At 65.0% G+C, this 26,392-nt stretch carries 23 protein-coding genes and 1 pseudogene; 14 read left to right on the top strand and 10 right to left on the bottom strand.

Going from position 1 to position 26,392, the window contains the following annotated elements:
- Together RhoFasB10_RS15925 and RhoFasB10_RS15920 are read right to left on the bottom strand one after the other, a co-directional pair.
- Positions 1-304, bottom strand: a pseudogene (locus RhoFasB10_RS15925) (IS3 family transposase); the annotation flags it as partial.
- Between the two features lie 18 nt (positions 305-322).
- The gene (locus RhoFasB10_RS15920; RefSeq protein ID WP_167677217.1) at positions 323-1,960 is read right to left on the bottom strand and encodes a DUF222 domain-containing protein; all 1,638 of its coding nucleotides are present in this window, start codon (positions 1,958-1,960) and stop codon (positions 323-325) included.
- A 237-nt stretch (positions 1,961-2,197) separates the two neighbouring features.
- On the opposite strand from RhoFasB10_RS15920, the gene RhoFasB10_RS15915 reads away from it, so the two are divergent.
- Genes RhoFasB10_RS15915 through RhoFasB10_RS15905 form a run of 3 tightly spaced genes read left to right on the top strand, consistent with a single transcriptional unit; the run spans position 2,198 to position 6,063 of the window.
- Positions 2,198-3,271: a TDT family transporter gene (locus tag RhoFasB10_RS15915; protein ID WP_068427362.1), complete on the top strand. Its 1,074-nt coding sequence runs from the start codon at positions 2,198-2,200 to the stop codon at positions 3,269-3,271.
- On the top strand, positions 3,268-4,053 hold the full coding sequence (locus tag RhoFasB10_RS15910) for a putative protein N(5)-glutamine methyltransferase (RefSeq protein ID WP_254303541.1): 786 nt from the start codon (positions 3,268-3,270) through the stop codon (positions 4,051-4,053). The genes RhoFasB10_RS15915 and RhoFasB10_RS15910 overlap by 4 nt, the downstream gene beginning before the upstream one ends.
- Positions 4,054-4,110: 57 nt before the next feature.
- Entirely contained in the window at positions 4,111-6,063 is a 1,953-nt protein-coding gene (locus tag RhoFasB10_RS15905) for an ABC transporter ATP-binding protein (RefSeq protein ID WP_068427331.1), read from the top strand.
- Here the strand turns inward: RhoFasB10_RS15905 and RhoFasB10_RS15900 are convergent.
- The 3 genes from RhoFasB10_RS15900 to RhoFasB10_RS15890 all read right to left on the bottom strand — a co-directional run bounded on the left by RhoFasB10_RS15900 (position 5,979) and on the right by RhoFasB10_RS15890 (position 10,860).
- The gene (locus RhoFasB10_RS15900) at positions 5,979-6,971 is read right to left on the bottom strand and encodes an ABC transporter substrate-binding protein (RefSeq protein WP_068427330.1); all 993 of its coding nucleotides are present in this window, start codon (positions 6,969-6,971) and stop codon (positions 5,979-5,981) included. The two genes, RhoFasB10_RS15905 and RhoFasB10_RS15900, sit on opposite strands and share 85 nt — an antisense overlap.
- 143 nt (positions 6,972-7,114) lie before the next feature.
- Complete coding sequence (locus RhoFasB10_RS15895) at positions 7,115-8,329, bottom strand: lipase family protein (RefSeq protein WP_068427328.1); 1,215 nt, start codon at positions 8,327-8,329, stop codon at positions 7,115-7,117.
- Positions 8,330-8,538: 209 nt separating this feature from the next.
- On the bottom strand, positions 8,539-10,860 hold the full coding sequence (locus RhoFasB10_RS15890; protein ID WP_068427326.1) for an ATP-dependent DNA ligase: 2,322 nt from the start codon (positions 10,858-10,860) through the stop codon (positions 8,539-8,541).
- Between the two features lie 60 nt (positions 10,861-10,920).
- Here RhoFasB10_RS15890 and RhoFasB10_RS15885 point away from each other — a divergent pair, with 60 nt between their 5' ends.
- Positions 10,921-11,355 carry an SRPBCC family protein gene (locus RhoFasB10_RS15885; protein WP_068427324.1) on the top strand — a complete coding sequence of 145 codons (435 nt, stop codon included), beginning with the start codon at positions 10,921-10,923 and terminating at the stop codon, positions 11,353-11,355.
- A gap of 65 nt (positions 11,356-11,420) precedes the next feature.
- On the opposite strand, the gene RhoFasB10_RS15880 is transcribed toward RhoFasB10_RS15885, so the two are convergent.
- Entirely contained in the window at positions 11,421-11,834 is a 414-nt protein-coding gene (locus RhoFasB10_RS15880) for a hypothetical protein (RefSeq protein ID WP_068427323.1), read from the bottom strand.
- Positions 11,827-12,207, bottom strand: a complete 381-nt coding sequence (locus tag RhoFasB10_RS15875) for a hypothetical protein (protein WP_068427321.1) — start codon at positions 12,205-12,207, stop codon at positions 11,827-11,829. Before RhoFasB10_RS15875 ends, RhoFasB10_RS15880 begins: the two co-directional genes overlap by 8 nt.
- Positions 12,208-12,414: 207 nt before the next feature.
- Between RhoFasB10_RS15875 and RhoFasB10_RS15870 the strand changes: the two genes are divergently transcribed.
- The 8 genes from RhoFasB10_RS15870 to RhoFasB10_RS15835 are packed head-to-tail and all read left to right on the top strand — an operon-like array spanning position 12,415 to position 19,738.
- Positions 12,415-12,939 carry an MSMEG_0572/Sll0783 family nitrogen starvation response protein gene (locus tag RhoFasB10_RS15870; protein ID WP_068427316.1) on the top strand — a complete coding sequence of 175 codons (525 nt, stop codon included), beginning with the start codon at positions 12,415-12,417 and terminating at the stop codon, positions 12,937-12,939.
- Between the two features lie 9 nt (positions 12,940-12,948).
- Positions 12,949-14,004 (top strand): MSMEG_0568 family radical SAM protein, encoded by a 1,056-nt coding sequence (locus tag RhoFasB10_RS15865; protein ID WP_167677214.1) that lies wholly within the window; start codon positions 12,949-12,951, stop codon positions 14,002-14,004.
- Entirely contained in the window at positions 14,004-15,395 is a 1,392-nt protein-coding gene (locus RhoFasB10_RS15860) for an MSMEG_0567/sll0787 family protein (RefSeq protein ID WP_068427311.1), read from the top strand. The genes RhoFasB10_RS15865 and RhoFasB10_RS15860 overlap by 1 nt, the downstream gene beginning before the upstream one ends.
- On the top strand, positions 15,392-16,285 hold the full coding sequence (locus RhoFasB10_RS15855; protein WP_068427310.1) for a carbon-nitrogen hydrolase family protein: 894 nt from the start codon (positions 15,392-15,394) through the stop codon (positions 16,283-16,285). Before RhoFasB10_RS15860 ends, RhoFasB10_RS15855 begins: the two co-directional genes overlap by 4 nt.
- Positions 16,278-16,571, top strand: coding sequence for an MSMEG_0570 family nitrogen starvation response protein (locus RhoFasB10_RS15850; protein WP_068427308.1), 294 nt, complete (start codon positions 16,278-16,280; stop codon positions 16,569-16,571). The genes RhoFasB10_RS15855 and RhoFasB10_RS15850 overlap by 8 nt, the downstream gene beginning before the upstream one ends.
- The gene (locus RhoFasB10_RS15845) at positions 16,568-17,824 is read left to right on the top strand and encodes an MSMEG_0569 family flavin-dependent oxidoreductase (RefSeq protein ID WP_167677212.1); all 1,257 of its coding nucleotides are present in this window, start codon (positions 16,568-16,570) and stop codon (positions 17,822-17,824) included. Before RhoFasB10_RS15850 ends, RhoFasB10_RS15845 begins: the two co-directional genes overlap by 4 nt.
- 4 nt (positions 17,825-17,828) lie before the next feature.
- Positions 17,829-18,671, top strand: coding sequence for a carbon-nitrogen hydrolase family protein (locus RhoFasB10_RS15840; RefSeq protein WP_167677210.1), 843 nt, complete (start codon positions 17,829-17,831; stop codon positions 18,669-18,671).
- On the top strand, positions 18,662-19,738 hold the full coding sequence (locus RhoFasB10_RS15835) for an MSMEG_0565 family glycosyltransferase (protein WP_167677208.1): 1,077 nt from the start codon (positions 18,662-18,664) through the stop codon (positions 19,736-19,738). The genes RhoFasB10_RS15840 and RhoFasB10_RS15835 overlap by 10 nt, the downstream gene beginning before the upstream one ends.
- On the opposite strand, the gene RhoFasB10_RS15830 is transcribed toward RhoFasB10_RS15835, so the two are convergent.
- Genes RhoFasB10_RS15830 through RhoFasB10_RS15820 form a run of 3 tightly spaced genes read right to left on the bottom strand, consistent with a single transcriptional unit; the run spans position 19,705 to position 24,465 of the window.
- A complete protein-coding gene (locus RhoFasB10_RS15830) occupies positions 19,705-20,709 on the bottom strand; it encodes an adenylate/guanylate cyclase domain-containing protein (RefSeq protein ID WP_167677206.1) in 1,005 nt (334 codons plus the stop codon). The two genes, RhoFasB10_RS15835 and RhoFasB10_RS15830, sit on opposite strands and share 34 nt — an antisense overlap.
- The gene (locus RhoFasB10_RS15825; protein ID WP_167677204.1) at positions 20,702-22,129 is read right to left on the bottom strand and encodes an HAD-IB family hydrolase; all 1,428 of its coding nucleotides are present in this window, start codon (positions 22,127-22,129) and stop codon (positions 20,702-20,704) included. Before RhoFasB10_RS15825 ends, RhoFasB10_RS15830 begins: the two co-directional genes overlap by 8 nt.
- The gene (locus RhoFasB10_RS15820; RefSeq protein WP_167677202.1) at positions 22,126-24,465 is read right to left on the bottom strand and encodes a glycerol-3-phosphate 1-O-acyltransferase; all 2,340 of its coding nucleotides are present in this window, start codon (positions 24,463-24,465) and stop codon (positions 22,126-22,128) included. The genes RhoFasB10_RS15825 and RhoFasB10_RS15820 overlap by 4 nt, the downstream gene beginning before the upstream one ends.
- A gap of 147 nt (positions 24,466-24,612) precedes the next feature.
- On the opposite strand from RhoFasB10_RS15820, the gene RhoFasB10_RS15815 reads away from it, so the two are divergent.
- Both RhoFasB10_RS15815 and RhoFasB10_RS15810 read left to right on the top strand, forming a co-directional pair.
- A complete protein-coding gene (locus RhoFasB10_RS15815) occupies positions 24,613-25,344 on the top strand; it encodes a DUF6319 family protein (RefSeq protein WP_068427295.1) in 732 nt (243 codons plus the stop codon).
- A 158-nt stretch (positions 25,345-25,502) separates the two neighbouring features.
- Complete coding sequence (locus RhoFasB10_RS15810) at positions 25,503-26,159, top strand: serine protease (RefSeq protein ID WP_167677200.1); 657 nt, start codon at positions 25,503-25,505, stop codon at positions 26,157-26,159.
- Positions 26,160-26,392 lie beyond the last annotated feature (233 nt).

Raw genomic sequence — 26,392 nt, 5'->3', positions numbered from 1 at the left:
TGCGGGGGTCGAGTTCCCCCGCGAAGAAAGTCGTCGCCGCTTTCAAGATCGCGACGTCCTCGCGTAACTGCTTGTTCTCGGCCTTGAGTCGTTTGATCTCGGCGGCCTCGGCCGAGGTGGTTCCGGTTCGGTCGCCGGCGTCGATCTGGGCTTGCACCGCCCAGCGGCGCACCGTCTCCTGGCCGACACCGACCTGCTTGGCTATGGCCTCGGCCGCAGCAGTCATCGACGGGTACTCCCCGCCGTGGGTCTCCAGCAACCGCAACGCCCGCGCACGGACCTCCGGATCGATTTTCTTAGGCATGTGCTCATCCTTCCTGACTCAGAAGGAAGCGGCATCAAACCTGGGGTGATTCAAGGCGTCGATCGTGGCGGTCAGGGCGGTGTCGCGCCCGGCGAGAATGGGCGTGCGGGGACGCCGGGAGCCTTGTCGGGGTCCGGGTCCGGGTCCGAGTCCGGGTCCGGGTCCGGGCGTCGGGTGGGCCGGCGGTAAGGGCGGTGCGGGACGTGTGCGTCCGCGGGTGAGGATGCGGCGGGCGCGGGGAACGAGTGGGCTCGTGCCGCGCGGTGCGGGTGGTGGCGGGTTGCCCGGTTCGTCTGAATCGCACTGTCCGCTAATGTTTTCGGGCCGTCCACCGGCTTCGGGCCCACCGCTGTCTGTGGGACCGTCGGTGCCATCGGGCCCGCCGTTGTCCTCGGAATGACCACTGTCTGCGGGACCGTCGGTGTTCGGGTCGTCGTCGTTCGGCCTGTCGATATCGCCGGTGGTGTTCTCTACTATGTCGCGGTTCTCGGCTGCGTCGTCGTCCGGTGTTCTGTCGTCGTCGACAGGCTCTTCCTTTTCGGGCTCGTGCACCTCGGATGCCTGCCCGGTGCGCTCCGGTTGTGCTGCAGCCGTTGCTGTTTCATCGCTGTCGCTGTCGCTGTCGCTGTCGCTGGTGGAGTTGTGGTGGGCGCGTGCGAGTTCGAGAGCCTCGGTGAGGAAGGCTTGCCAGTGTGCGTCGGTGGCGAGTAGGCGTGCGGTGTCGGCGTCGAGGACGGTGCCGTCGGAGAGGGTGGCGGGGGTGTCGGTGAGGCGTAGCAGGGTTTCGAGGTCGACGATGACCTGGATGAGTGGTTTCGGCCGGGCTGGGGTGCGGTCGGCGGTGGCTGCTGCGGGGCATTCGTCGGTGCGGCAGGTGCAGGCGAGGGCGTCTTCTTGGTGCATGAGCGCGACCAGGGCGTCGGCGCGGAGTTGCCGTTTGGTGCGGGGATCGCGGTCGCAGACGGTGGCGGCGAATTGGTCGAGGATGGCGTCGATTTCGGCGGCTTCGACGGTGGTGATCTTGGCGAACAGTGATGCGGTGCCATCGGTGTTGCGGCGGATGTTGACCGAGCGTTCGTCGGCGTCGGCGCGGGCGCGTGCGGCGGTGGCTTCGTCGGGATTGTGGTCGAACCAGTGTCGCCAGATGTTGTCGCGGAGTGAGCGTGGGGTGCAGCGGTGGGCGGCGGCGAGGATGTCGGATTCGAGGGCGGCGACGGTGTCGTCGCCGGCGCGGGAGAGGGTGAGGGCGATGGTGCGGACGCGGGGGTAGTCGAGATCTCCGGCGGTGAAGGCGGCGTCTATGGCGGGCAGTCGCTGGGCGAGTTCTTCGCCGGTGGTGATCATGTCGCGGGTGATCTGGCGGGAGAGTGAGAGTGCTACGGACGCTTCGGTTTCGGCGGCGAGGCGGGCTTTGTAGATGTCGGGTTCGGCGACGCCGTATTGCTGTGGTCCGGTGGGAGTGTCGTGTTCGAGGCCGTAATCGTAGATCGCGGCTTCGGTGGAGATCCGTAGGTCGAGGAGGTCGTGCACTCGGTGCACGGTCGCGGCAGCGGCTATGTTCTCCTGGCGGCGCAGGTCGGTGAGGGTGGTGAGCATGTCGGCTGCGGACGCGTCGGCGTCGCGTCTGATCTGTTCGAAGCCCCCCGGCATGTCCATGCCCACCATGATACTCGAACGCATGTTCGAACACAACCAAGACCGCGCATTCCAATTCTTCGAATCTTGCCGCGCCCCAACCGGTTACCATCGCGAGGTCGAGTATCGGTCGTGCGTGCGAATGTATAGCGGGCTATACATTCGCGCGCACGTGGAGGGCCGGCCACAAGAAACGGTTGTGGCTACACAACAGCATGACCTCTACCGGGAATGCCCCTCGCCGACGACGGTGGAACCATGACCGCAGCTGTTCTCGCCGACGCGCCCCTGGGATTGTTCCGCGACCTCGACCGTCCTGGCCGCGTGCTGGAACACCTCACCCCGAACTGGTTCGCGTCCATCATGGGAACCGGCATCGTCGCGAACGCCGCGGCCACGCTTCCCCTGCACTCTCCGATTCTGCATTCTTTCGCCACCGTGGTCTGGGGAGTCGCGGCAACCGCCCTCGTCGCGCTGACAATTGCCTTCACCGCGCACTGGATCCTGCATGTCGACAACGCTCGCGGTTACGTCGCGCATCCGGTCATCGGCCTGTTCTACGGCGCAATCCCGATGGCGCTGTTGACCGTCGGCAGCGGAACAATCCTTCTCGGCAAGGATCTACTCGGCATCACTGCGGCTCTCTGGATCGCCGGAACGCTCTGGACCATAGGAACTCTCGCAGGAATCGCGACCGTGCTGTGGATTCCGGTTCGCGCGCGGGGGCACCGTCTGCCCGCGTTGCTGATGCCCGTCGTGCCTCCGATGGTGTCGGCGACCGGGGGAGCGATTCTGGCGCAACACATCCCGAGCGGCACGGTCAGGACTGCATTCCTCGCCCTGTGCTACGCCCTGTTCGCGCTCAGCCTGACCCTTGGTGCGCGGATCATGGTCACGGTCTGCGGTGAGCTCGTGCATCGGAGAACGCCACCTGTGCAGGCGATTCCGACGATCTGGATCACGCTGGGCCTCGTCGGCCAGTCGGTCACCGCGGCCAATCTCTTGGCCGCCGATGCGGGCAGCGACTGGCTCCACGACGTCGGCGTCCTCTACGGAGTCGCGGCAGGCGCGTTCGGCATCGTCATGTTCGCCGTTGCAACCTGTCTGACCGTGACAGCTGCCCGCAGCGGCCTCCGGTTTTCCATGACCTGGTGGAGCTTCACGTTCCCGGTCGGCACCTGCGTCACAGGCGCGACCGCACTGGGGGCCACGTTCGGTGCACTGAACATCGTCGCCGTGGGCCTCTATGCACTGCTCGTCACGGCATGGGCAATCGTTGCCTGGGGCACCGTGCGCGGTACGGTCAGTGGCCGGATATTCCTACCGGCGTGAGCACTGGGATACAGTCGAGCATCGACTCCCACCAGGCCATCACCCGCACGCTCCGCGCCGCCGGATGCGTGTACGCCGAGGACGAGGCCGCACTTCTCCTCCAGGCGTTCACCGGTGATCGGCTCCTCGAGATGGTGTCCCGACGCGTGGAGGGCACCCCCTTGGAGCAGATCCTCGGGTGGGCAGAATTTCGTGGACTCCGTATCGTCGTCGAACCCGGCGTCTTCGTGCCCCGACGTCGCACGGAACTCCTCGTCGAGGAGGCACTCGCGCTCCGGCCGACGACCGTCGTCGACATGTGTTGCGGATCCGGGGCAGTCGGGGCGGCGCTCGAACACGAGCTCGGGCACCTCGACCTCCACGCCACCGACATCGACCCCGTCGCCGTCCGGTGCGCTCGCCGCAACATCGGTGCGGGCCACGTCTACCAGAGCGATCTGTATTCTGCTCTGCCGCAACACCTTCGAGGCTACGTCGATGTCATCGTCGCCAATGCGCCCTACGTCCCCACCGACGCCATCGCCTCGATGCCGGCCGAAGCGCGTGATCACGAACCCCGCGTCGCGCTCGACGGCGGATTGGACGGACTGGACTGGCACCGCCGCATCGCCGACGACGCCCGGCAGTGGCTCACCGACCGCGGTCATCTCCTGATCGAGACCAGCGTCGGTCAGGCGAAGGGGACCGTGCAGATCATGCGCGGTGCGGGGTTCGACGCACGCATCGCCCATTCGGACGAACTCGACGGGACCGTTGTCGTGGGCGAGGTCAGGACTGCGTGAACCGGTCGAGCATGGACCCTTGACCTCCACCTAAGTCGAGGTTCTACGGTTTCAGGCATGAGCATGGAAGTCACCGCCTGGAACCAGCTGTACCGGACGATGCACGCGTCGTCCGGTACAGCTCGTTTCAATGCCGACACCGCCCGCAGAATCCTCGCATTCGCCCGACCGCACAAAACCAAACTGGTCGGCTTCGTGCTGCTCAGCGTCGTCCTCGCGGTTCTCGCCGTCGCGACACCCGTGCTGGCAGGGCGGGTGGTCAACGCGATCGTCGACGGTGCTTCGTTCGACATCGTGCTCCGGCTCTCGCTGTTGATCGCTGCCATCGCCGTCGTCGACGCCGCGTTCGGTCTGTTGAATCGGTGGCTGTCGGCGAACATCGGCGAAGGCCTGATCCTGGACCTGCGCACCGCCGTGTTCGACCACGTGCAGCGTATGCCGATCGCGTTCTTCACTCGCACCCGTACGGGCGCACTCGTCAGTCGACTGAACAACGACGTCATCGGTGCGCAGCGTGCATTCAGCGACACGTTGTCGGGCGTCGTCAGCAATCTTGTGACGCTCGCCCTGACGTTGGTCGTGATGATCGGAATCTCCTGGCAGGTAACCTTTCTCGCGATGCTGCTGTTGCCGGTCTTCGTGATCCCGGCGAGTCGGATGGGTCGTCGACTCGCGCGGTTGCAGCGGGAGGCAGCGGCACACGACTCGGCGATGAGCACGCAGATGACCGAGCGGTTCTCGGCTCCGGGCGCGACATTGGTCAAACTCTTCGGGCAGCCCGACTTCGAGTCCCGTGAATTCGCAGTGCGGGCATCCAGAGTCCGCGACATCGGCGTGCGCAGCGCGATGGTGCAGACGGTGTTCGTCACCGCGCTGACGCTGGTGTCGGCCCTGGCTCTCGCGGTCGTCTACGGGCTAGGTGGCTTCTACGCTCTGCGCGGACAGCTCGATCCGGGATCGGTTGTGTCGCTCTCTCTTCTGCTCACCCGGCTGTACTCGCCGTTGACCGAACTGGCGAGCGCACGCGTGGAGGTGATGAGCGCACTGGTCAGTTTCGAGCGCGTCTTCGAGGTGCTCGACCTGGTGCCACTCATCCAGGACAAGCCGGGCGCCGTCGCGTTGCCTGACGCGCCGGTGTCGGTCGAGTTGAGGGACGTGCGCTTCGCCTACCCGTCGGCGGACAAGGTGTCGCTCGCGTCGTTGGAGGAAGTGGCGGCGTTGGACACGCGCGGCGGGGAGGAAGTCCTGCACGGTGTGTCGTTTCGGGCCGAGCCGGGGCAGATGGTTGCGCTCGTCGGCACCTCCGGCGCAGGCAAGTCGACCATCGCGCAGTTGGTGGCCCGCCTCTACGACGTCGACGACGGCTCGGTGAGGCTGGGAGAGAACGACGTTCGTGATCTGACCGCCGAATCCATCCGCGACGCAGTGGGCATGGTGACCCAGGACGGACACCTGTTCCACGACACGGTCCGCGCCAACATCGTGCTGTCGCGGCCCGACGCGACCGAGGAGGAGGTGTGGGACGCGCTTCGACGCGCGAGGCTCGACGGCTTGGTGAAATCCTTGCCCGACGGACTCGAGACCGTCGTCGGCGAACGCGGTTACCGGCTGTCCGGTGGTGAAAGACAACGGCTGACCATTGCGAGACTTCTGATCTCCCGGCCGAAGGTCGTCATTCTCGACGAGGCGACGGCATCACTGGATTCGACGTCGGAAGCCGCGGTTCAGGCCGCCCTCGGTGAGGCGCTTGCAGGCAAGACGTCGGTGGTGATCGCACACCGCTTGTCGACCATCCGCGCCGCCGACATGATTCTCGTCGTCGAAGATGGGTCGATCGTCGAGCGCGGAACGCACGAGGAGCTCCTCGCGGCGAGAGGCCGCTACGAGGAGCTCCATCGGACGCAGTTCAGTGTGTCCGGCTCGGATCAGACGGCCGGTGCCGGAACCACGGTGGCCGGGTCGTTGTCCGCGGCGGCGGCCAGCATCGGTGCGAAACCGTCGATCGCGTAGTTCAGCGACAGGGGGCTCGAGTATCCGAGTGCCGACGGCAGGTCCTCGCTGAACGCACCGATGTACGCGGTGCGATCCTGTGAGACGACGTTCAGCGCAGCGAACAGCGGGTTGGCGAGCAGCTGCTCACGACTCGCGCCGGCCATGACGAGTACGTCGGTGTCGAGCTTGTTCAGGTTCTCGGGGCTGATCGTCTCCGTCACCGCGGGGATCTCGAAGCCGAGGTCCTTGAAGAACAGCGCACGGATGTCGTCCTCGCCGAGCACGAGGTAGCTGCCGTCGCCCATGTCGAAGCCGAGCGTCAGAGTCTTGCCGGCGAACTGCGGGTTCTCGTCCTGGGTCGTCTGGAACTTCTGCTCCAGCTCGGCCGTCTGGTCGGCGGTCTCCTGCTCCTTGCCGAGTGCCTTGCCGATCACCTCGAACTCCTGCTGCCACGTGGCCGCGGGGACGTCGTCGTAGCCTCCGATGTCGGCGATCGTGGGTGCCATCTCGGACAGCTGGTCGTATTGGCCCTGCTCGATGAACGAGTACGGACCGAGTATCAGATCGGGTGCAGCGTTCGCGATCTGCTCGAGGTTCAGTTCCTCGGAACCGACCTCGGGGATGTCGGTGCCACCGAGAGCTTCCTGCGCCCAGGGACGGTTCCGGTAGTCGTAGCTGAGGTTGCCGCGCGTCGCGACGGGCTTCACGCCGAGTGCGAGCACGAAGTCCTGCTCGTTGAAGCCGATGGTGACGATGCTCGACGGTTCGCTGTCGACGGTCGTCTCACCGAAGTGGTGGGTGATGATGACGGGAAAAGCGCCGGACTCGTCGGAGTTGGTCGACGACGAGCTGTCGTCGGACGAACAGCCGGCGACGAGCGCGACTGCTGCAGCGCCTGCGGCGATGCGGAGGTAACTGGTGCGCACTGTGGGACTCCTCGCGTAAGTACGAAATGCGAGGTTAGCCTAACCGATCCCCGAGGTCATCGAAATTTCAAGGGCCGGAAGCGAGGGACGCCCTCGGTCACTTGGGGTGACCGAGGGCGTCCTTCGCTCGTGTGGTTGCCAGTTCAGCAGTTGCTCGGCGCAGGAACGCCGTTCAAGCGGGCGTCGATCCATTCGAGAGCCTGTGGAAGCCCGAGCACCGCGGCGGTGAGGTGATCGTTACTGGGCACCTGAACCTCGGTGACCGGGACACCTGCGGCGCAGTAGCGGCCGAGGGTGTTGGTGATGGACGAAACCGGGATGAGTGCGTCCGTCGGGCTGTGCCACTCGAAGTAGGGAGCCTTCGGAACGCCCGGGTAGAGCTCGACGCTGTTCTCGTTGACCGCGTCGACCATCTCGGGGCTGTCGATGAGGCTGAGCGAGTCGGCGACGATCGTCGCGCTCTTGCCTGCGCCGACCCGAATGATGTCGTTGGTGCACGCGTTCTGCACTTCGGCGGCCATCTGCCGGCCCAGCGGGTTCAGCTGTTCGCTGATCGGAATCCGAGTCGGGTACTCCCGCTCGAGTCCGAGCGCCGCAGCGAATGCGAGGCCGAACACCGGATGCGGGTTGAAGCCCAGATCGCGAGCCATGCGTTCGAGGTTCATCGGCGCACCGCCCGCAGCGCTGCCGACGATGTTCAGCTCGGGTGCGTAGTCGTTCTGCAGTGCGGCCGCCCACGCCGTCGCCATGCCGCCGCCCGAGTAGCCGGCGAGCGCGACTCGGCTCTGCTGCACCTGAAGCGGATCGAAGCGTTGCGTCGCACGGATGCTGTCGAGGACGATCTGGCCGCCCATCTTGGCTGCGCCGTACGCGCTGTTGGGGCCGAGGTGATCGGCGATCGCGACGGTCCATCCACGCTGAAGGGCAACGTTGAGTGCCGGAGCCTCACGAATCATCAAGTTGGGATCGGAGGTCCAGAGTGCCTGTGAGGGAGCGCATTCCAAGCCCAGTGCATTGATGATGTGTTGGTACGACAGCAGAGGCCCGTTCGGTGCCTTGTTCTTCGGAGCCATGACCGTGTTGACCGCGGCGATCGGATTGCCTGCGGAGTTGGTCGACCGGAAGCGCAGCTGCCACACGTCGACGTCGAAGAAACCGGGAGGTGGCGGCATCGGCCTGCTGGAGATGATGTCACCGGGGTTCAGCGCATCCAGACCAGGAACCGGAGCGTAGAACACATCGGCAATGGGCGTGGGCTCCAGCGGAATCGCCGTAGCAGGTGCTGCGGTCATCAGAGTCGAACACATGACCGTGGCTGCGGACACGACCGCTGCCCCGATCAGTTTGTAAGCGCGCATGGCGTCAAATCCCTCCCGACAAAGCTTCGTTTTCCCGTGCGGGAGACACAGTCCGACCGCACCCCCTGCAGCGCCCGATCGAGAGAACGCCGCACCAGGTGCGATATAGAAAAAGTGACCCCGCTCGTTACGCTCCCCCCGGAAACGATGTTCGAAAGGGTACGCAGCAAGAGATTTTATGGCAACCGCGAGAGGGCTCGAGCGCGCGCCTAGGAATTGTGCTCGATCACTACGTCTTCCGGCTTCTTGTCCTCACGAATACCGCGCCAACTCGGATGCCTCAGATGCATCGAGTCGGTCCATTCGAAGAACCGGACCTCACCGACGAGAAGCGGCGTCACCCACACTGCATCCTTTCGGTCGGCCGTCGGGAGGGTCTCTGCGAACGGCGATCCATCGGTCTGCAACGGAGACAACTCCGTGCTCAGACGGTCGAGTGCCTGTTCGCTGAAACCGGTTCCGACGCGGCCGAGATAGCGCAGGCCACCCTCGTCGGGCACACCGACGAGCAGCGAGCCGATACCGTCTCCCCGGCGCCCGCGGCCGCGTCGCCACCCGCCGATGACCACTTCCTGAGTGCGCCAATTCTTGGACTTGATCCAGGTTTTCGCGCGTTTGCCGGGTTGGTAGATCGAGTCGGACCGCTTGGCGACGACGCCTTCCAGTCCACGCTCGATGCTCGCGGCCGCCGCCTCGGCCGCCGTCGACGGCAACAGTTCCGGCACGATGACCGAATCGAGGCCCGTCGTCAGCAGCTCGAGAAGTTTGCGCCGATCCGAATACTTCTTGCGCAGCAACGACGTTCCGTCGAGATGCAGCAGGTCGAACGCGATGAAGTCGACGTGCTTGCCGGTGCTGTTCTGCAGCAGTTCGAAACTGGAGATGCCGTCGGCGTCGAAGACGACTGCTTCACCGTCGACGATGGCCTCGTGGTCCTTCAGATCGTCTGCGAGAGCCTGAAATGCACGGAAGCGCTCGGTCAGGTCCTTTCCGGTCCGAGACGTCAGCTTCATCTCGCCGTACGAGAACTGTGCGACGACGCGAAAGCCGTCCCACTTTCCCTCGAAGGACCATTCGCCGTCGGGAAGGCCGAGGACGTCGCCCGCGGTCGCGAGCATCGGCGCAACATTCTTCGGGAGATTGCTTTCGGGTACGCCATTGTTCGACGGATGTTCATCGTCGGGCGACGGAGACTGCTCCTTCATCAGGTGCATCAGCCATTGATCGCCCTTGGTCTTGATGAGAGCGAAACGGCCTTTCGCCTTGGCTCCCGACAGGACGACGATGACTTCGTCGTCGCGCCATTTCTCGAGTTCGTACGTACCGCTGTCCCAGATCGTCACCTCTCCGCCGCCGTACTCGCCCTTCGGGATGCTGCCCTCGAACGTCGCGTATTCGAGTGGGTGGTCCTCGGTGTGTACGGCGAGGCGGTTCTGCGTCGGGTCGTCGGGAATGTTCTTCGGCACGGCCCAGGAGACGAGGACGCCGTCGTGTTCGAGTCGGAAGTCGTAGTGCAGGCGTCGGGCGTGGTGCTCCTGGATGACGAACGTGTCGTCGTTCCCGCGCGGTTCTCCTCCGGTCGGTATCGGCTCGGGCGTCTTCGCGCGGCTGCGCATGCTGCGGTACTTCGTGAGTTTGTCGGGCTCGGCAGAAGCAGTCTCCACGTCGCCCAGGGGCGGGTCCAGATCGGCGAGTAGGTCTCCCTGGTCCTGATAGCGCTCGAGCACTTCCTCGTACCGCAACTGCGTGAGGCCGGGAGATTCGAGTTCCTCCCACGTCCGGGGAGCGGCGACGGTCGGTTCCGATCGCGCACGCATCGAGTACGGCGCGACCGTCGTCTTCTTCCCGTTGTTCTGCGACCAGTCGACGAAGACTCGGCCGGTCCGCTTCGCTTTGGCCATCGTCGCCGTGACGCGGTCGGGTGAGCGCTCCTCGAGAATCGTCGCGACGTGCTTCGCGACGGTCGATGCTCCCGACGACGTCAGTGGCTTGTCGAGCGGAACGTAGAGGTGAATGCCCTTGCTGCCGCTGGTGACCGGATACGCGGTGAACCCGATGTCGGTCATGAGGCCGCGGATTTCGCAGGCGATCTCGGCGCAGCGGGCGAGGTCGACGTCGTCGCCCGGATCGAGGTCGAAGACCATCCTCGTGGCCAGGCCCTGCGCATCGCCGTCGAAACGCCACTGCGGGACGTGTGCCTCGATGGCGGCCTGCTGCCCGAGCCACGCGAGATCCGCGGCTGTGGAGAACAACGGATACACGACGACGCGATCGGAGTGCTGCATGTCGCGTCGTTCCAGCCAGTCCGGCGCCGACGATGCGAGATTCTTTTCGAAGAACGACGGCTGATCCACCCCGTTCGGCCACCGCTTCCGCGTCACGGCACGGCCGGCCAAGTGCGGGAGCATCGCGGGTGCGATCGAGGTGTAGTACTCGATGACCTGGCTCTTCGTCGTGCCGGTCTCGGGGAACAGCACCTTGTCCAGATTGGTGACCGAGAGCTTTCGGCCTGCGATCTCGAGCGTCGCCATTTCCCCAGGCTAGTCACTGGTCAGGTTTGGCCGCGCGCGAGAAGTGCCAATCTCGGGGGTATGGCGACGATCCGAGTGACCGTGAACATGCCCGAAAATCCTCAGGGTGCCTGGGACAAGGCGTCCGCGCTGAACCGCTTCGACGAATGGATGACGATCCACGGTGGTTGGTGCAGCCCGCCTCCCGCGACGATCGAGAAGGGCACCGAGGTCGAGTCGCTCGTGAAGGTCAAGGGCTTCCGGAACACCATCAAATGGACGTTCACCGAGTACAAGGAGCCCGAACTCATCGAGATGTCCGGCCGCGGAAAGGGTGGCATCAAGATCGCGATGACCATCCACGTGCGCGAGAACCACGAGGGCGGCTCCATTCTGACGCTCGACGCCTACTTCGGCGGCGGGGTCCTGTTCGGGCCCGTCGGCAAGGTCGTCGCCAAGGCCCTCGACACCGATGTCAAGCAGTCGGTGGACAATCTCGCTGCACTCGACACGTGAGTGCGAATACATAGCGTCCTCGGGTCGCTTCGCAGGCTCCGCTCCTGCCCGCTATACGTTCGCGCTCACAGGCGGCGGGTCCGCCGTATCCACCAGAGCCCGGCGACCGGGAGCACCACGGGAATGAAGACGTATCCCTGACCGAAGTGCGACCACACGGTCGCGTCGGGGAAATCCTGAGGCTGGATGTAGCTGAGCGCACCGATGGCGAGGACGCCGACGAGCTCGATGATGCAGGACACCGTCACGACTCGGCGCGACGCCTCGGTCGCGCGTGCCAGCCCGACCGTCGCCACGATGTAGATGACCGCCGCGAGCGCCGACAGGATGTACGCGAGCGGGGCGACGTCGAAGCGTGTCGTCAACTGCACGATCGACCGTGAGGTGGCGGCGACGGCGAACACCGCATAGACGGCGATGAGGAAGCGACCGAAGCCGGTGCGGGTCGCCTCCTGAAGGCGGTCGGGAGTATCAGGCATATCCGGCCCATATCTGGCTGAGACGCAGCACCATCGCTGCGAGGGTGGTGACGGCGACGAGCAGCACTGCGGTGCCGCCGCGTGAACGATCACCCAGTGACCACCACGTACCGATCGGCAGCAGCAGGAGCAATCCGATCAGGTACGCGCCGAACGTCAACCGGTGAATGTCGCGGTCCGAGGTGAACATCATGACGAATCCGATGATCGCCTGGAGCAGGACGACGGCCTCGGTTGCGGAGATCGCCCAGAACAACGCGCGGTCCGATGCGTTCTTCAGGAGCACCGGCTTGCCCAGCACGAGCTTGACGAGAACCCAGAGGCCGACGGCCAGTGACATCACGTACAGCAAGCCGGTGACGGCGCCGATCATCGTTACCTCTCGGTGGCCTCGGGTGGTGTGGACGCATCCCAGGGTATCGGGGTGCGCGTCGCCCCAGCGGTGAGGCCTTCGAAACAGTGCGTTATTCCGGGCGTGACCACTCGGAAATGGATGTCGCCTGTACTGGTCACATGGCCGAGGAGCACCTCCGACGCCATCCTCTTCTCCTCACGCACACGACCCTCAGGAGCCGACGCAGTGTCCGACATCGACAAGACAATCGCCGAGAACATCCAGAAGTCGCTCGGAGAGATTCCGCACCCCTCGTTGCCCAAGGGCAGCAACATCTACGGTTCCACCAAGATCTTCCCGGACTACAAGGCAGAGAACGGCGAAAGCTACTTCACGTTGGTGCACGGCATCGCGCACGAGTCGTCGGTCAGCTTCGTCGCCGTGCTGCAGGCAACGCGCGCTCTGCGCAAGGGTTTCGAGTCGGCCATGTACTTCTACGGCCCCGGCGCGATCAATTGCCTTGCGACACGGGGATTCCCGACGACGGGCGATTCCGGCTTCCCGGGTGAGCAGAACATCAACGACTCGCTCGCGACGTTCATCGCCGAGGGCGGAACGGTGTTCTGCTGCCGCTTCGGTCTCGCACTGCACGGTGGCCGCGAAGAAGACCTGATCGAGGGCGTCATCCCGGCGCATCCGCTCGACGTTCAGGACGCGCTCATCCACTACGCACGCAAGGGCGCAATCATCAACTCGACGTACATGGTCTAGGAGCTTGTTATGTCTGTCGGTGTGCGAGTAGATCTGGCGCTCCTCGGGATTCGAGGTACGCCACCGGTCAACAGAACGGCCGGCGCCGGGCCCAGCGACGACGGGCATGTCCGAATCGATGGCCTCGGCGCGGCCATCCCTCGAAACCTGTCGAGCCCGTACGTTCTCGACGGAGACCGAATATTGTTCGACGGCAACGACATCGGAGTGGACATAGAGGCCGTCTCCCGGCCGAAATTCTACGATCTCGAGACCGCCGACGGGATTTCCTACGAGAAGATCGCCAAACTGCACGGCTCCAGCGTCCTCGCGACGACGGTCATGCAGACCTGCATCCGGTACGACCCCGAACAACGGTGCCGCTTCTGCTCCATCGAGGCGTCACTCGACGCGGGGGACACCATTGCCGTCAAGACGCCGGCGCAGCTGGCCGAGGTCGCCGAAGCCGCCGTCCGACTCGACGGCGTCACCCAGATGGTCATCACGACCGGCACGTCGGCGGCGAAAGACCGTGGTGCGCGGCACATTGCGCGTTGTGTCGCAGCGATCAAGGCAGCTGTTCCCGATCTGCCCATCCAGGTGCAGTGCGAGCCACCCGGCGATCTGCAAACCATCACCGATCTGCACGACGCGGGTGCCGAATCCATCGGGATCCACGTCGAATCGCTGGACGACGACGTTCGCCGAAAGTGGATGCCGGGCAAAGCAACAGTCCCGATGGACGACTACCGGGCGGCATGGGCCGAAGCCGTCCGCGTGTTCGGACGAAACCAGGTGTCGACCTACCTTCTCGTGGGCCTCGGCGAGGACCCGGACGAATTGGTTTCGGGTGCAGCCGAACTCATCGAGATGGGTGTCTACCCGTTCGTCGTTCCGTTCCGGCCGCTCGCAGGAACGTTGGCCGTCGACGTCGACCGTGCGGTCGCACCGAACCGTGACGTGTTGGAAGACGTGACGCGCCGCGTCGCCAAGGAACTTCAGGCCGCGTCGATGCTCGGTACGGACCAGAAGGCAGGCTGTGCTGCGTGCGGTGCCTGCAGTGTTCTCCAGAATGCGGGTGGCTGATGTACACCGACTTGGCCGGGACCGCGGTCGCGACGTCGCAGGCCCCGTTCCTGATCCACGAATGCGGTGGCGCAACCGAACTCGACGCGTATCGACGCCTCAGACGCGACATCTTCGTCACCGAGCAGGGTCTGTTCACGGGTTCGGATCACGACGACGTCGACGACGACCCGCGTACCGTCGTCCTGATCGCCCGCAGCGCCGACGGCATCGTCCTGGGTGGTGTCCGCCTTGCGCCCTGCACGGCACGGGATCTGGGATGGTGGGCAGGCAGTCGTCTCGTCGTCTCGTCCGACGCCCGCGCATCCGGCGTCGGACCTGCATTGGTCCGAGCGGCGTGTGCGCACGCCGAGAGCCACGGCGTCCTGAGATTCGACGCGACGGTCCAGAGACAGCACGAGAAGCTGTTCACCAGGCTCGGCTGGGTCCGGCGCGGCGACCTCGACATCCACGGTGCACCGCACGTCTCGATGAACTGGCCGATCGACCGGATCGAACGACTGGTGTCGGCGACCAAGGCCATGCTCGCGGGGGTACTTGCGCCCCTGAAGGCGCAGCCACTGGGGCTGGGCGCCAGAGGCTTTCGCGGAGACGACGGGGTCCCGGTGCCCGGAAGCGACGTCATCGCCGCATGTGACGCGATCATCCCGTCGATGGTCGATCGGGATCCCGAGTGGGCCGGATGGTGTGCGGCGCTCGTCAACTTGAACGATCTGTCGGCCATGGGTGCCCGAGCCGTCGGCATGCTCGACTCGGTCGGAGCGCCCACACAGTCCAGGCTCACGCGCATCATCCGGGGTCTTGCCGATGCGTCGCAGGCGTGGCGGGTTCCGGTGCTCGGTGGCCACACCCAGGTCGGGGTTCCGTCGTCCCTGTCGGTCACGGCGCTCGGCAGCACGCCGTCGCCGGTCCGCGCCGGCGGTGCTGCTGCCGGCGACGTCCTCACCCTGACCGCGGACATCGAGGGCGGATGGCGTCGCGGATATCAGGGACAGCAATGGGATTCGACGTCGCGACGCACGTTCGGAGAGCTCGACGAGATGGCGTCCTTCGTCGCCCGCACCGCACCCAAGGCGGCCAAGGACGTGTCGATGGCCGGTCTCGCCGGTACGACGGGCATGCTCGCCGAAGCGTGCGGTACCGGAGCCGTACTGGATGTCGCCTCCATCCCCACGCCGACCACTGCCTCGATGGGCGAATGGATCACGTGCTTTCCAGGGTTCGCGATGATCACCGCGGACCGTCCCGACGCGTCGCTCGCGTCGTCGGGACCTGCAGTCTCCGCTCGCTGCGGAGAGCTCACCGACATTCCGGGCGTCGCGCTGCGATGGCCCGACGGAATCACCACTCGCGCAGTCGCATCGACTGTGACCGGATTGGGAGAAGCATGAACATCCACACGAACACCGTCACGATTTCCGTGGCCGCCGCCGAGTTCGGCCGCGACATGGAACAGGGCTACAGCACCATCGCGGCGCTACTCGAGGAAGCGCGTCACCGCGGAAGCCAACTCCTGGTACTTCCCGAGGCCTGCCTCGGTGGGTATCTGCCGAGTCTCGGGGGCGGGGACGAGTCGGAGGAATCGCGGCAGCGTCGGCTCCGAAGCTTGCCGCCCGCACTGGAACTCGACGGTCCCGAGTTGAAACGCGTCATCGACATGGCCGGTGACATGGTGGTCACCCTCGGGTTCTGCGAGAAGGACGGCGATACTCGCTACAACGCGGCCGTGACACTGAACGGCGACGGCATCCTCGGTTCGTACCGCAAGGTGCACCAGCCGCTCGGTGAAAACCTCTGCTACGACGCGGGCGACGCCTACGAGGCGTTCGACACTCCGGTCGGACGCATGGGCATGCAGATCTGTTACGACAAGGGATTTCCCGAAGCAGCACGGGAACTCGCACTCGACGGCGCCGAGATCATCACCTCCATCTCGGCTTGGCCGACCGCACGGACTGCGACGACGTCGAACATGGAGGACGATCGCTGGAAGCAGCGCTTCGACATCTACGACCGCGCCCGGGCATTGGAGAACCAGGTGATCTGGGTGGCCGCGAACCAGGCAGGCACGTTCGGTTCGCTTCGTTTCGTGTGCAGCGCGAAGATCGTCGGGCCGGGCGGTGAAATCCTCGCGGGCACAGGCGTCGAGCCGGGATTGGCAACGGCAACTGTCGACGTGGAGGGCCTTCTCGGTGCGGCGCGCGGAGGCGGTATGTACAACCTCCGCGATCGCCGTCCGTCGGTGTACAAGACGATAACGAAAGAGCCGGTCCATGCCTGAGATGAGATTCCAGGTCCGATGGCCGGATGGACGTGAACAGTCCTGCTACTCACCGTCGTTGGTGATGCACGACTACCTCGAACCAGGCGCGGAGTACCGGGTCGACGAGTTCGTCGAGCGGACGTCGGAAGCGCTCACGGTGGCCGGTGATCGCGTGCTGGCGAAGTTCGGGATGCGCTGTACGTCCGCCGCGCAGCAGATGGAGGAAATTCGCGACGTCGGTGCCGCATATACGGACGGCGGCGCCGTGAAAATCCTGAGTATGACGGGAGCTGAGTTGCTGTGAGAGAGACACATGAGGTGGTCGTCGTCGGCGGTGGGCAGGCCGGTCTGTCCATCAGCTGGCACCTGACACAGCGCGGAATCGAACACGTTGTGCTGGAGGCGAATACGATCGCACACGAGTGGAAGGATTCCCGCTGGGACAACTTCACGCTCGTGACACCCAACTGGCAGTGCGTGCTCCCCGGGTTCTCGTACGACGGTGACGATCCCGACGGTTTCATGAAGCGTGACGAGGTGTACGACTTCGTCCGGCGGTATGCACGAAGTTTCGACGCCCCCGTCCGTGAGCACGTCACCGTCACGTCGACGCGGCAGGGAATCGGGGGTGGCTTCGACATCGAGACCACCGCGGGGCCGATGCACGCGGACCAGATCGTCGTCGCCATCGGCGGATACCACGTCCCGACCATTCCGCGGTTCGCCGAAAAGCTCCCGAAGGACGTCCTTCAGATCCACTCGTCGCAGTATCGGGGTTCGCACCAGTTCCCCGACGGCGACGTACTCGTCGTCGGCACCGGACAGTCCGGCGCCCAGATCGCCGAGGACCTGCATCTCGACGGTCGCCGCGTGCACCTCGTTGCCGGTACCGCGCCACGCGTCGCACGCTTCTATCGTGGCCGTGATTGTGTCGCGTGGCTGCACGACATGGGCATCTATGATGTCTCCATCGAGGATCAGCCCGGTGGCGTCGGCAAACGCGAGAACACGAACCACTACGTGACGGGTCGCGACGGTGGTCGCGACATCGACCTGCGTGCGTTCGCGACCGAGGGCATGCAGCTGTACGGCAGGCTTCTCGGCGTCGACGACGGTGTCCTGCAGTTCGCGCCGACGCTGGAGGCGTCGCTCGATGCGGCCGACGCCGTGGCCGAGAGCATCAAGGACAACATCGACGCGTACATCGCGCGTGAGGGCATCTCCGCGCCCACCGAAGAGCGATACACGCCGGTATGGCGTCCGGAGGTCGAGACCACCGAACTTGATCTGGCCGACGCGGGTATCACTGCCGTCGTCTGGTCCGTCGGCTTCCGTACCGACTACCGCTGGCTCGAGGTCGGTGCGTTCGACGGCAAGGGACATCCCACGCACAATCGTGGCGTCAGCGCGGTGCGTGGCCTCTACTTCCTCGGGCTCCCGTGGCAGCACACGTGGGGATCGGGTCGGTTCGCGGCCGTCGCGCGTGATGCCGAGTTCCTGGCCGATCAGATCGGTCTGGAAATCAGTGCGGCACAACCGGACAAGTCGATGGTGTAGCTCGGTGACGTCCATCAGGATAGGCGCTCTGGCAGCACATTTCGGTCGCGATGTGCCTCGCGCGGTCTCGAAGATCACGACGATCGTCGAAAGCGCGAAGCGCGACGGAATCGACCTGCTCGTGCTGCCCGACGCCTCCCTCGGTGGATACATCGACAGCCTGCGCAACCCGGACGTGTCCGAGCTTCCGCCGACGCTCGACATCGACGGCCCGGAGATCGGCGCGATCATGGCAGCGGCCGGTGACCTCACGGTATGCATCGGATACACCGAACTGTCGAACGGGTTGCGCTACAACGCTGCTGCGTGTCTGACGGGTGACGGTGTACTCGGCAGTCACCGCAAGGTCCATCAGCCCGTGGGTGAGTCGCTGGCGTACGCGGCGGGCGATCGCTTCGAGGCCTTCGACACCCCTGTCGGTCGCATGGGCATGCTCATCGACTACGACAAGACGTTTCCGGAATCCGCTCGGGCACTTGCATTGGACGGTGCTCGCATCATCGCAGCGTTGTCCGCGTGGCCGGCGAGCGTCACCGACCGGGCGTCGAGTCTGCCGAACGACCGCCAGTCCCGCCTCTTCGACCTGTACGACGCGGCCCGCGCGGCCGAGAACCAGGTCGTGCTGGTGTCGTCGAACCAGACGGGCGTGATGGGGTCGTTGCGGTTCCTGGGGCAGGCGAAAATCGTCGGCCCGGGCGGTGACGTCCTCGCGAAGACATGGTCCAAAGGCGGACTTGCGGTGTGCGACATCGACGTCGACGCCGAAGTAGATCGTGCCCGGCGGGTGTTGCATCACCTGAAGGAGCGCCGGGTGGATGCGTACGGGGGCGCGTCGACATGCGAATAGCACTGCTCACGTACTCGTCGAAACCCCGCGGAGGCGTGGTGCACACGTTGCACCTTGCGGAAGCGTTGGCGCGCACCGGTGTCGACGTGACGGTCTGGTCCCTCGGACGCGGCGGCGACAACGCGTTCTTCCGGCGGGTCGACCCGTCGGTCTCGATCAGGATGGTTCCGTTCGAGGCGCGAGACGACGAGTCCGTCGGTGACCGTATTCTGCGGTCGATCGATGTTCTGGGACAAGCGTTCTCGAACTCCGATTACGACATCGTGCACGCGCAGGACTGTATCTCTGCCAACGCCGTCGGGCCGTGCATCCGGACCATTCACCACCTCGACACGTTCACGACGCCCGCGCTGGCGGCATGCCACGAACGTGCCGTCGTCGAACCGTACGCCCGCATCTGTGTCTCGGCAGCGGTGGCCGAGGAGGTCCACCGGGGGTGGGGCGTCGAGCCGACGGTCATCCCGAACGGTGTCGACGCGGGGCGGTTCGAAGCAGCGGCGGCGTCGGGCGGCACCGAGTGGCAGCAGAAGCTCGGCCGTTACGTGCTCGCGGTCGGCGGTATCGAGCCGCGCAAGGGATCGATCGACCTGCTCGACGCGTTCGCCCGCCTGAATCGTCCCGACCTGTCTCTCGTCTTCGCCGGCGGGGAGACGCTGTTCGACTACCGCGACTACCGTCGTCGATTCGACTCGTACGCAGCGCAGTTAGGCATCGAGCCCATCATCCTCGGAACCGTCGACGACGACGAACTACCGCACCTCGTCGCACAGGCGTCGGTGCTGCCGTTCTTCTCGACGAAGGAGGGGTTCGGACTCGCCGCGATGGAAGCGCTCGCAGCCGGGATTCCCGTCGTCGCACGGGATCTGCCGGTGTTGCGCGAGGTGTTCGGCGACGCGGTCACGTATGCGTCGGAACCGAAGTCGATGGCCGATCAGCTCGCAGCAGTACTGGATGGGCCGCGTGACTCGCAGGCTGGGCGGTTACTCGCCCGGAGTCTCACTTGGGACGCTGCGGCGCAGAAGCACCTCGACTTCTACCGGTCCTTCTTGTTGCGGCGCAACGCATGAGGCTTGAGCTTGTGGAATCCGCGCACACGTAGCGATCGAAGCGACTTGACGTAGAATTCGGCGTCTTCCTGAAGAATCTCGGCCATCGTCGTGTCCACGAGGACGGTGCCGGGGTGTGCCGAACTGGTCAGTCGCGCAGCGATGTTGACCGTGGAGCCGTACAGGTCGCCGTAGCGGGCGAGGACGGGCCCCCAGGCGAGCCCGACGCGCAACTCCGGCATGTCCTCTTTCGCCTCGTAGGCGTCCTGCAGGTCGAGCGCGATGTGCGCGGCGTCCTCGGCGGTCTGCGCGCTGAACATCACCTCGTCGCCGACGTTCTTGATGATCGAACCACGTCCGCGCGCAATGATGTTGGAGGCGATCGACTCGAATTCCTCGAGCAGCTCGGTCAGTTCGTCGACCCCGATGCGGCGCGTCAAGCTCGTGTACCCGACCATGTCCGCGAACCCGACGGCCACGGTGCGACTGGTCGTTTCCTCGCCCGGATCCGCGATGGACCGGCCCGCCGTCGCCGCGAGGTGGCGTCGCCACGTGTAGGACTGCAACGCTTCCAGCGTCGGGACGGTTTGTGCGGCAACCTCTCTGGCGTTCTTGCGCACTGCGTCGACGTCGGCGCCTTCGGTCGACCGGTCGTGGATATGGCTGTTGACGACGCCGACCTGCCACTCCGTCAAGCGCGACATGGCCTGCCCGAGCGTGCGCGCAATGGCGACTTCCATGTCGGGTTCGATTACGTTCTGCTCGGTCAACCCGGTCAGCAGGCGCAGGGCGTCGAGATCGGCGTCGGTGTAGACCACTGCCTCGGGATCGGTGTGCAAGGGAAATCCCATGGCCGTCCACAATTGGACGACGCGCTCGAGGGGAATTCCCGATTTCTCGACGATGTCCATTCGAGTGTATTTCGGTGTTCCCCCGAGGAGAGTCTTCTCGATCTCCCGCTGTACTACGAAACTGATGTCACTGTCAGGCATGTCCCAACGTTCTGTCGAAGAAGGATCGGACGTCGTCGATGTAGCTGTCGATCTTCTCGGGGACCCAGTCCTCGGTGGAGATGGGTTCCCCGACGGTTACTCTGACCGTACCCGAATGGGCGGTGAAGTCCTTCTTCCACATGACGTCACCTGCGTTGTGGATGACGATCGGGACGATGGGAACGCGCGCCTGCATCGCGAGGTGAAATCCGCCCTTCTTGAAGCGGCCGAGACGAGACGTCGGCATCCGTGTTCCCTCGGGAGCGATGGCGACGGAGATACCGGAGTGCAGTTTCTCTATGGCGGGCTTCATCGCTTCCCGTGCCTGCGCGGGATCGCCGCGATCGATGTAGGCGACGTCGAACATCGCGCCCAGCAACGCGAACCGGATGTCGTGCCCCAGTTCGCGTTTGGCGACGGCGGTGATGTCCTTGCGAAGGATCGACGCCACGATGACGGAGTCCGCGGTGCTCTGGTGGTTGAACATGAACACCGCCGGTCGGGCCGACCACGCGTTCTCGGTGCCGGTGACGTCGAGCTTGATGCCCGCGATCGTCAGGGCTATGTCCGGGGCGATCGTGGAGGTGATGTTGGCGCCGGTGCGTCTGCTGCGCGTCAGCAGGCCAAGTCCGAGGCCGAGACCTGCGCTCGCGAGCACCGATCCGAGCGCGGCCGTGCTGCGCACCGCCGACACGAGGTCGGTTCCCCGCTTCGGGTTCTGGAGCCGGAGGATCGGCCAATCGACCCGCGTGGCGTGCCGCGTCATCTCGTCGTCGGGATTGAGCGCGACGGGCAGGCCGACCTCGGACAGGAACGGAATGTCCTCGCCACCGTTGGAATAGCCGAAGCATCCGGCGAGGTCGAGGCCCTCCCCCGCGGCGTAGTCGGCCACCGCCTGTGCCTTGCGCGGACCCCACAGCGAACTGCCGACGAGCTCGCCCGTCAGAACGCCGTCGACGACGACCGGTGTGGTGCAGAGGAGTTCGTCGACCATGAGGTCTTCCTGGACCGGAATCGCCTGGTACGGCGTCGCCGACGTCGCCATCACCACGCGATGGCCTGCACGCCGATGAGCCTCGACGAGAATGCGTGCTTCGGGGTAGATCATCGGCGCGATGTCGTTGCGGAACAACGCGTATGCCTGTTCCATCAGGTCTGCTTCGCGACGCCCTTCCAGCCCCCTGACGGCCTTGCCCATCAGATTGTCGACCGGTGAGCTCTTCATCCGCATCTCGACGACGGCACTCGAGATCTCCCACAGTTCGTGCACCGTGACGTCCAGCGTCTTGAGTCGTTCGAGAAACACCGCTTTCGCGGAGAACCCGTTGATCAAGGTGCCGTCGAGATCGAAGAACGCAGCGGTGTCGGGCCCGGTAGGTGCGTCGGCGATGGCGCGTAGTTGCTCGGCCAGATCGATCATCGAACCTCGTCCCCACTCTCGTCGGCCACCGTGTCGTCGGCGATCGGGCCCGGAACGTTCAGCGGGTCGACGTCGTCGAGCATGCGGTGCGCCATGTCGCGGATGACGCGTGCCTTGCGTGCCCACTCGTTGATCTCGCGTGCGAAATCTCGTCGACGCTGCGCGAGGTTCTCCCCTCCGGGGTCGACGAGCTTACGGTTGTCGGCCAATTGCAGTGCGGTGTCGAACAATTCGCCCGAGATGGCCTCGCTGTGATCGAGTTGCTGTCGCAGTCGCCTGGCCTGAGCGGCACCGAGGCATTGCGCAATGAACGACGGCTTGTCGAGTTCGGCGTCCACCGGGAGGAGCAGGAGTTGGTCGGCGACGACCTGGTACGCCTCGAGAATGGGCTGCAGCACGCGGTGCGCGAGGTGTAGATCCTGCATCTCGATCTGACGCGCCGCATACTCCGGATCGGCGAGATTGTCTCGCCAGTCGGGATCGATCAGCGCGACCTCCGCCTCCAGTCGCTGCCCGAAGTCCTTCTTGTCGCCGAAGAAGAACTCGAACTTCAGCAGATCCCGCAGTTCGAGCGCAGCCTTCCACATCGATTCCGGCGTCGACGCCTCGGTCTGATCTCGGTCGGGAAGCACGACGAGTTCGCCGATGGCACGCATGACGAAGTAGTGAATCGCGTTGTTGCGGAAGAACGCGGCGACGAGATGCTTGTCCTGTGCCAGGTAGAAGACCGGTTCGGGTCCGTCGTCGAAACGCTTGACGACGCCCGCATTGACCTGGGCGACGACGGCACTGCGCACGACGTCGACCTCGCTGATGTCGACGCCTCCAGCCGTCGGGAGGCCTCGTTTCTGCATGTAGCGTGCGAGCGGCGAGATGATCGCCCACATCTCGTGCACGTTGAGCGCACGATCCTCGATGCCCAGCAGCGCCATCGTGACGAGCGCAGCGGGCGTCACCGGAGTCGTGTCGTTGATGGCGTGGGCGACCGTCAGCGCGATCTTCTGGACCGCGACGCGTTTGTCGTCGTTCTCGGCGAGGATCGATCGCACCGAGATGGGTTCGGCGAACGTCAGATACACGTTGCCGCGCAGCTTGCCCTGCGCGCGGATGTACCCGATCAACATGCGGATGCCCTCGGCCTGCTTCTGTGCCCCGTGCGATTCGGCGGCCATCGCGCCGACCTCGTGCAGGCGGTCGTACGTGATGGACGTCGGGACGAGATAGACGTCCTCGGCGTCGCTGCTCTCGAGCGCGTCGACCAGATAGGTCAGCAGACCGAACCGCGGTGGTCGCAGTTTGCCCGTGCGGCTGCGTCCGCCTTCGATGTACCACTCGAGGTTGAAACGTTTGCCGAGCAGGAAGCTCATGTACTGCCGCAGTGTCCACTTGTAGATCTCGTCGGAGAACTTGCGCTGGATGAGTACGACGCCGCTGCGTTTGGCGATGGGTCCGAGCGGCCAGAAGCCGACGTTGATGCCGCCCATCACGTGGTTGAGGGGAAGGCCTTCGGTCAGCAACGCCGGACGCAACACGAGGGGGTCGAGGTACGAGCGGTGGTTCGGCAGAAACACCAACGGATAGTTCTTGTTGAGTTCGCGGACCTTCGCCAGGTCGGTGCGGTCGACGTCGACGCGGTACGCGCGGGAGAAGTAGGCCCCGAGCGTTCCCCACATCTCGACGGCTCGACGGGTTTCCGTGGCCACCATCTCGTGCAGGATCTCGTGCACTCGACGGTTGACGTCGGCGACGCTTTCGCCGACCTCGGCGGCGAGTTCCGCGATGCCGTCGTGAAACTTCTTCTGTTCCGTCATGTCCTCGACGACGAACCGAGGAATCTTGTACTCGGAGCCGATGACGTCGCGTTCGGCCTTGTCGAGTGCCAGCGTGGCCTGCCTGCAGATGAACGACGACAGCGACTTGCCGCCGGTGCGATCGAAGCGAGTCTCGAGTTCGGTGAGTGTTGCCGGAGCACCGATCAGCACCTCGGAACGGTCGGGGTCGTCGCCCTGCACCCAGCGTTGCCACACCCGCGTGGGCTTGGAGTTGCCGCGCGGCGCGAACATTCGACGCAGCAGCCCGTTGCGCTTCTTCTCCGTGAGCGTGACGCGCAACGGAACGAGAAGAGGATCGTCGCCGACGGTGCGAACCGTCTCGACGATCTGATGTGCGCTCTCTCCGAACAGAACTATCGACGGCGGCCGCGTCTCGCCGTCCGGAGTGGTCGAATCGATCCACTGATTCAGAGCCTGGACCTCGAGGGTCGATGCCGCGTCGAGAAGATAGACCGGCTGGCCCTCGTACGTTTTGCTCTGCGCGCCGGCATCGACGTGATACATCGAAATCCCTCCCGTTCCGCACCCCGTAAACAGGTACGCCGTCAGGTTACGCGTGACGCGGCCCACACGAAGGGGGTTCGTCGTTGATGCCGACGTGCGGCGAGTATGGGACAGTATTCGCAAACACTTTCGAGAGAGGTTCGCCCGATGCCACCGCGTAGACGTTCGACCGCGAACGAGTCCCTGACGCCCGAGAACCTCGAAACGCTGGCGAATGCGCTCGCCGCAGGCAAGCGGGCGACGGTGTATCTCATCGAGGCGACGCCGAGTCTCGGGCTGCCGGAAGGTACGTCGGCACGCGTGGTGTCGATCGCGGGCAACACCGTCACGATCAGTCCCAAGGGTGTCAACGACGAACTTCCGTTCGAGGCCGACGAACTCCGCATGACGCGCAACCCACCCGGCGGTGCTCCCAAGCCTGCTGCGCCCGCAGCGCCGAAGCCCGAGATCGCCGAATGGATCGAGCCCGCGACCGAACCCAAACCCAAGCCTGCAGCGAAGCCGGCGGCGCCGAAGCCGGCCACGCCGAAGCCGGCCGAGGTCTCCAAGCCCGCCGCGTCACCCAAACCCGCCGCGCAGTCCGCGCGGAAGGGGAAGAAGGGACCGGACAGCGTCAGCGTCACCATTCATGCAGGCGCCGACAACGACTGGTCCGTGACGGTCACGCATGGAGCGCGCAGGCCGGGCAAGGCGCAGCCGGTGTCGCCCGAGTCGGTCTCGCGCGCCGTTCGGGAGCTGGGTGACGACAGCGCTGTCCAGGCCGTCGAGGCCGTCATTTCCCATGCCAGGGAGGAAGCTGCGCAGCGAGTGGCCGAGCTGAGTCGTCAGCTGGAGGAAGCGCAGTCGATGCTCGCAGCCCTCGAAAGCGGCACACAGTAGAAGGCGCCGAACCGAACGAACCGGACGAATCGCTGCTCCGCGCCGGATAACGAGACGGACACCGATGCCCTAGTCGTGACGAGAACGTTGACCGACATGGTCGTCCCGAGGTCGCAGTTATTGCTAGGGTTCTGCGGACACCGCTGGAGAGGGAATTCATGTTGAAGAAGTTCATGCTCGTCGCCGTGGCCGCCGCAGCCGTCGCGGCAAGCGTCGGCGTCGGGACCGCATCTGCTGCAGCCCCGGCGGTCCTCGGAGGTGGATCCGGGATCATCGTCGACAGCGCCGCAGAGTGCACTCTGACGACCATCGGCAATGATTCGTCGGGTCGTCTCGTCGGCCTCACGGCAGGTCACTGCGGCAACGCAGGCGCGACCATCGTCCCCGAGTACGACCCGAGCGCAGGAGTCGTCGGACGCATCGCCTTCTCCAACCCGGAGTACGACTTCGCGGTCATCGAGTTCGACCGTGCGAAGGTCATCCCGACCAACCACGTCGGCAACGTGACCATCACACAGGTCGGTCCGCCCGCGCTGTTCCCGAACATCGTGTGCAAGGAAGGCCGCACCACCGGTAACACGTGCGGTATCGCCTACGGCGACATCCTGCAGTCGCAGGAAACCTGGTCGCAGCTGTGCGTCGTCGAAGGTGACTCGGGTAGCCCGGTCGTCGTCGGCACCACGCTCGTCGGAATGGTCAACGCATACCTGGGTGTTGCGTGCTTCGGCCCGCAGGTCGGTACCAACATCGATGCGATCCTGCGCCAGATCAACGCAGGCAACGCGGTGGGAGCCGGATTCGTCCCGATCCCGTAGTGCGAGTTTTCGGCCGAAGGGGCCGTCGTGTTGGAACTCCAACGCGGCGGCCCCTTCGTCGTCTCGGTGGTTGATGTCGTTGTTTGTGATCGGTGACAAGAACGAAGCGTGAAATCCGCTGCGGCAGTGAGATGTAACCGCCCAATGTAACGGCCACCACACCGATTTGCACGCGTCGACACGCCCTCCATAGGCTTCGTGCCTCTGAGCTTTCGGTGCTTCTGGGGGGAAGA

The sequence above is a fragment of the Rhodococcus sp. B10 genome, assembly GCF_011770055.1.
Classification (GTDB): Bacteria; Actinomycetota; Actinomycetes; order Mycobacteriales; family Mycobacteriaceae; genus Rhodococcoides; species Rhodococcoides kyotonensis_B.
Note: the sequence above shows the minus strand (reverse complement) of the source record. Positions and strands in the feature narration are given on the sequence as shown.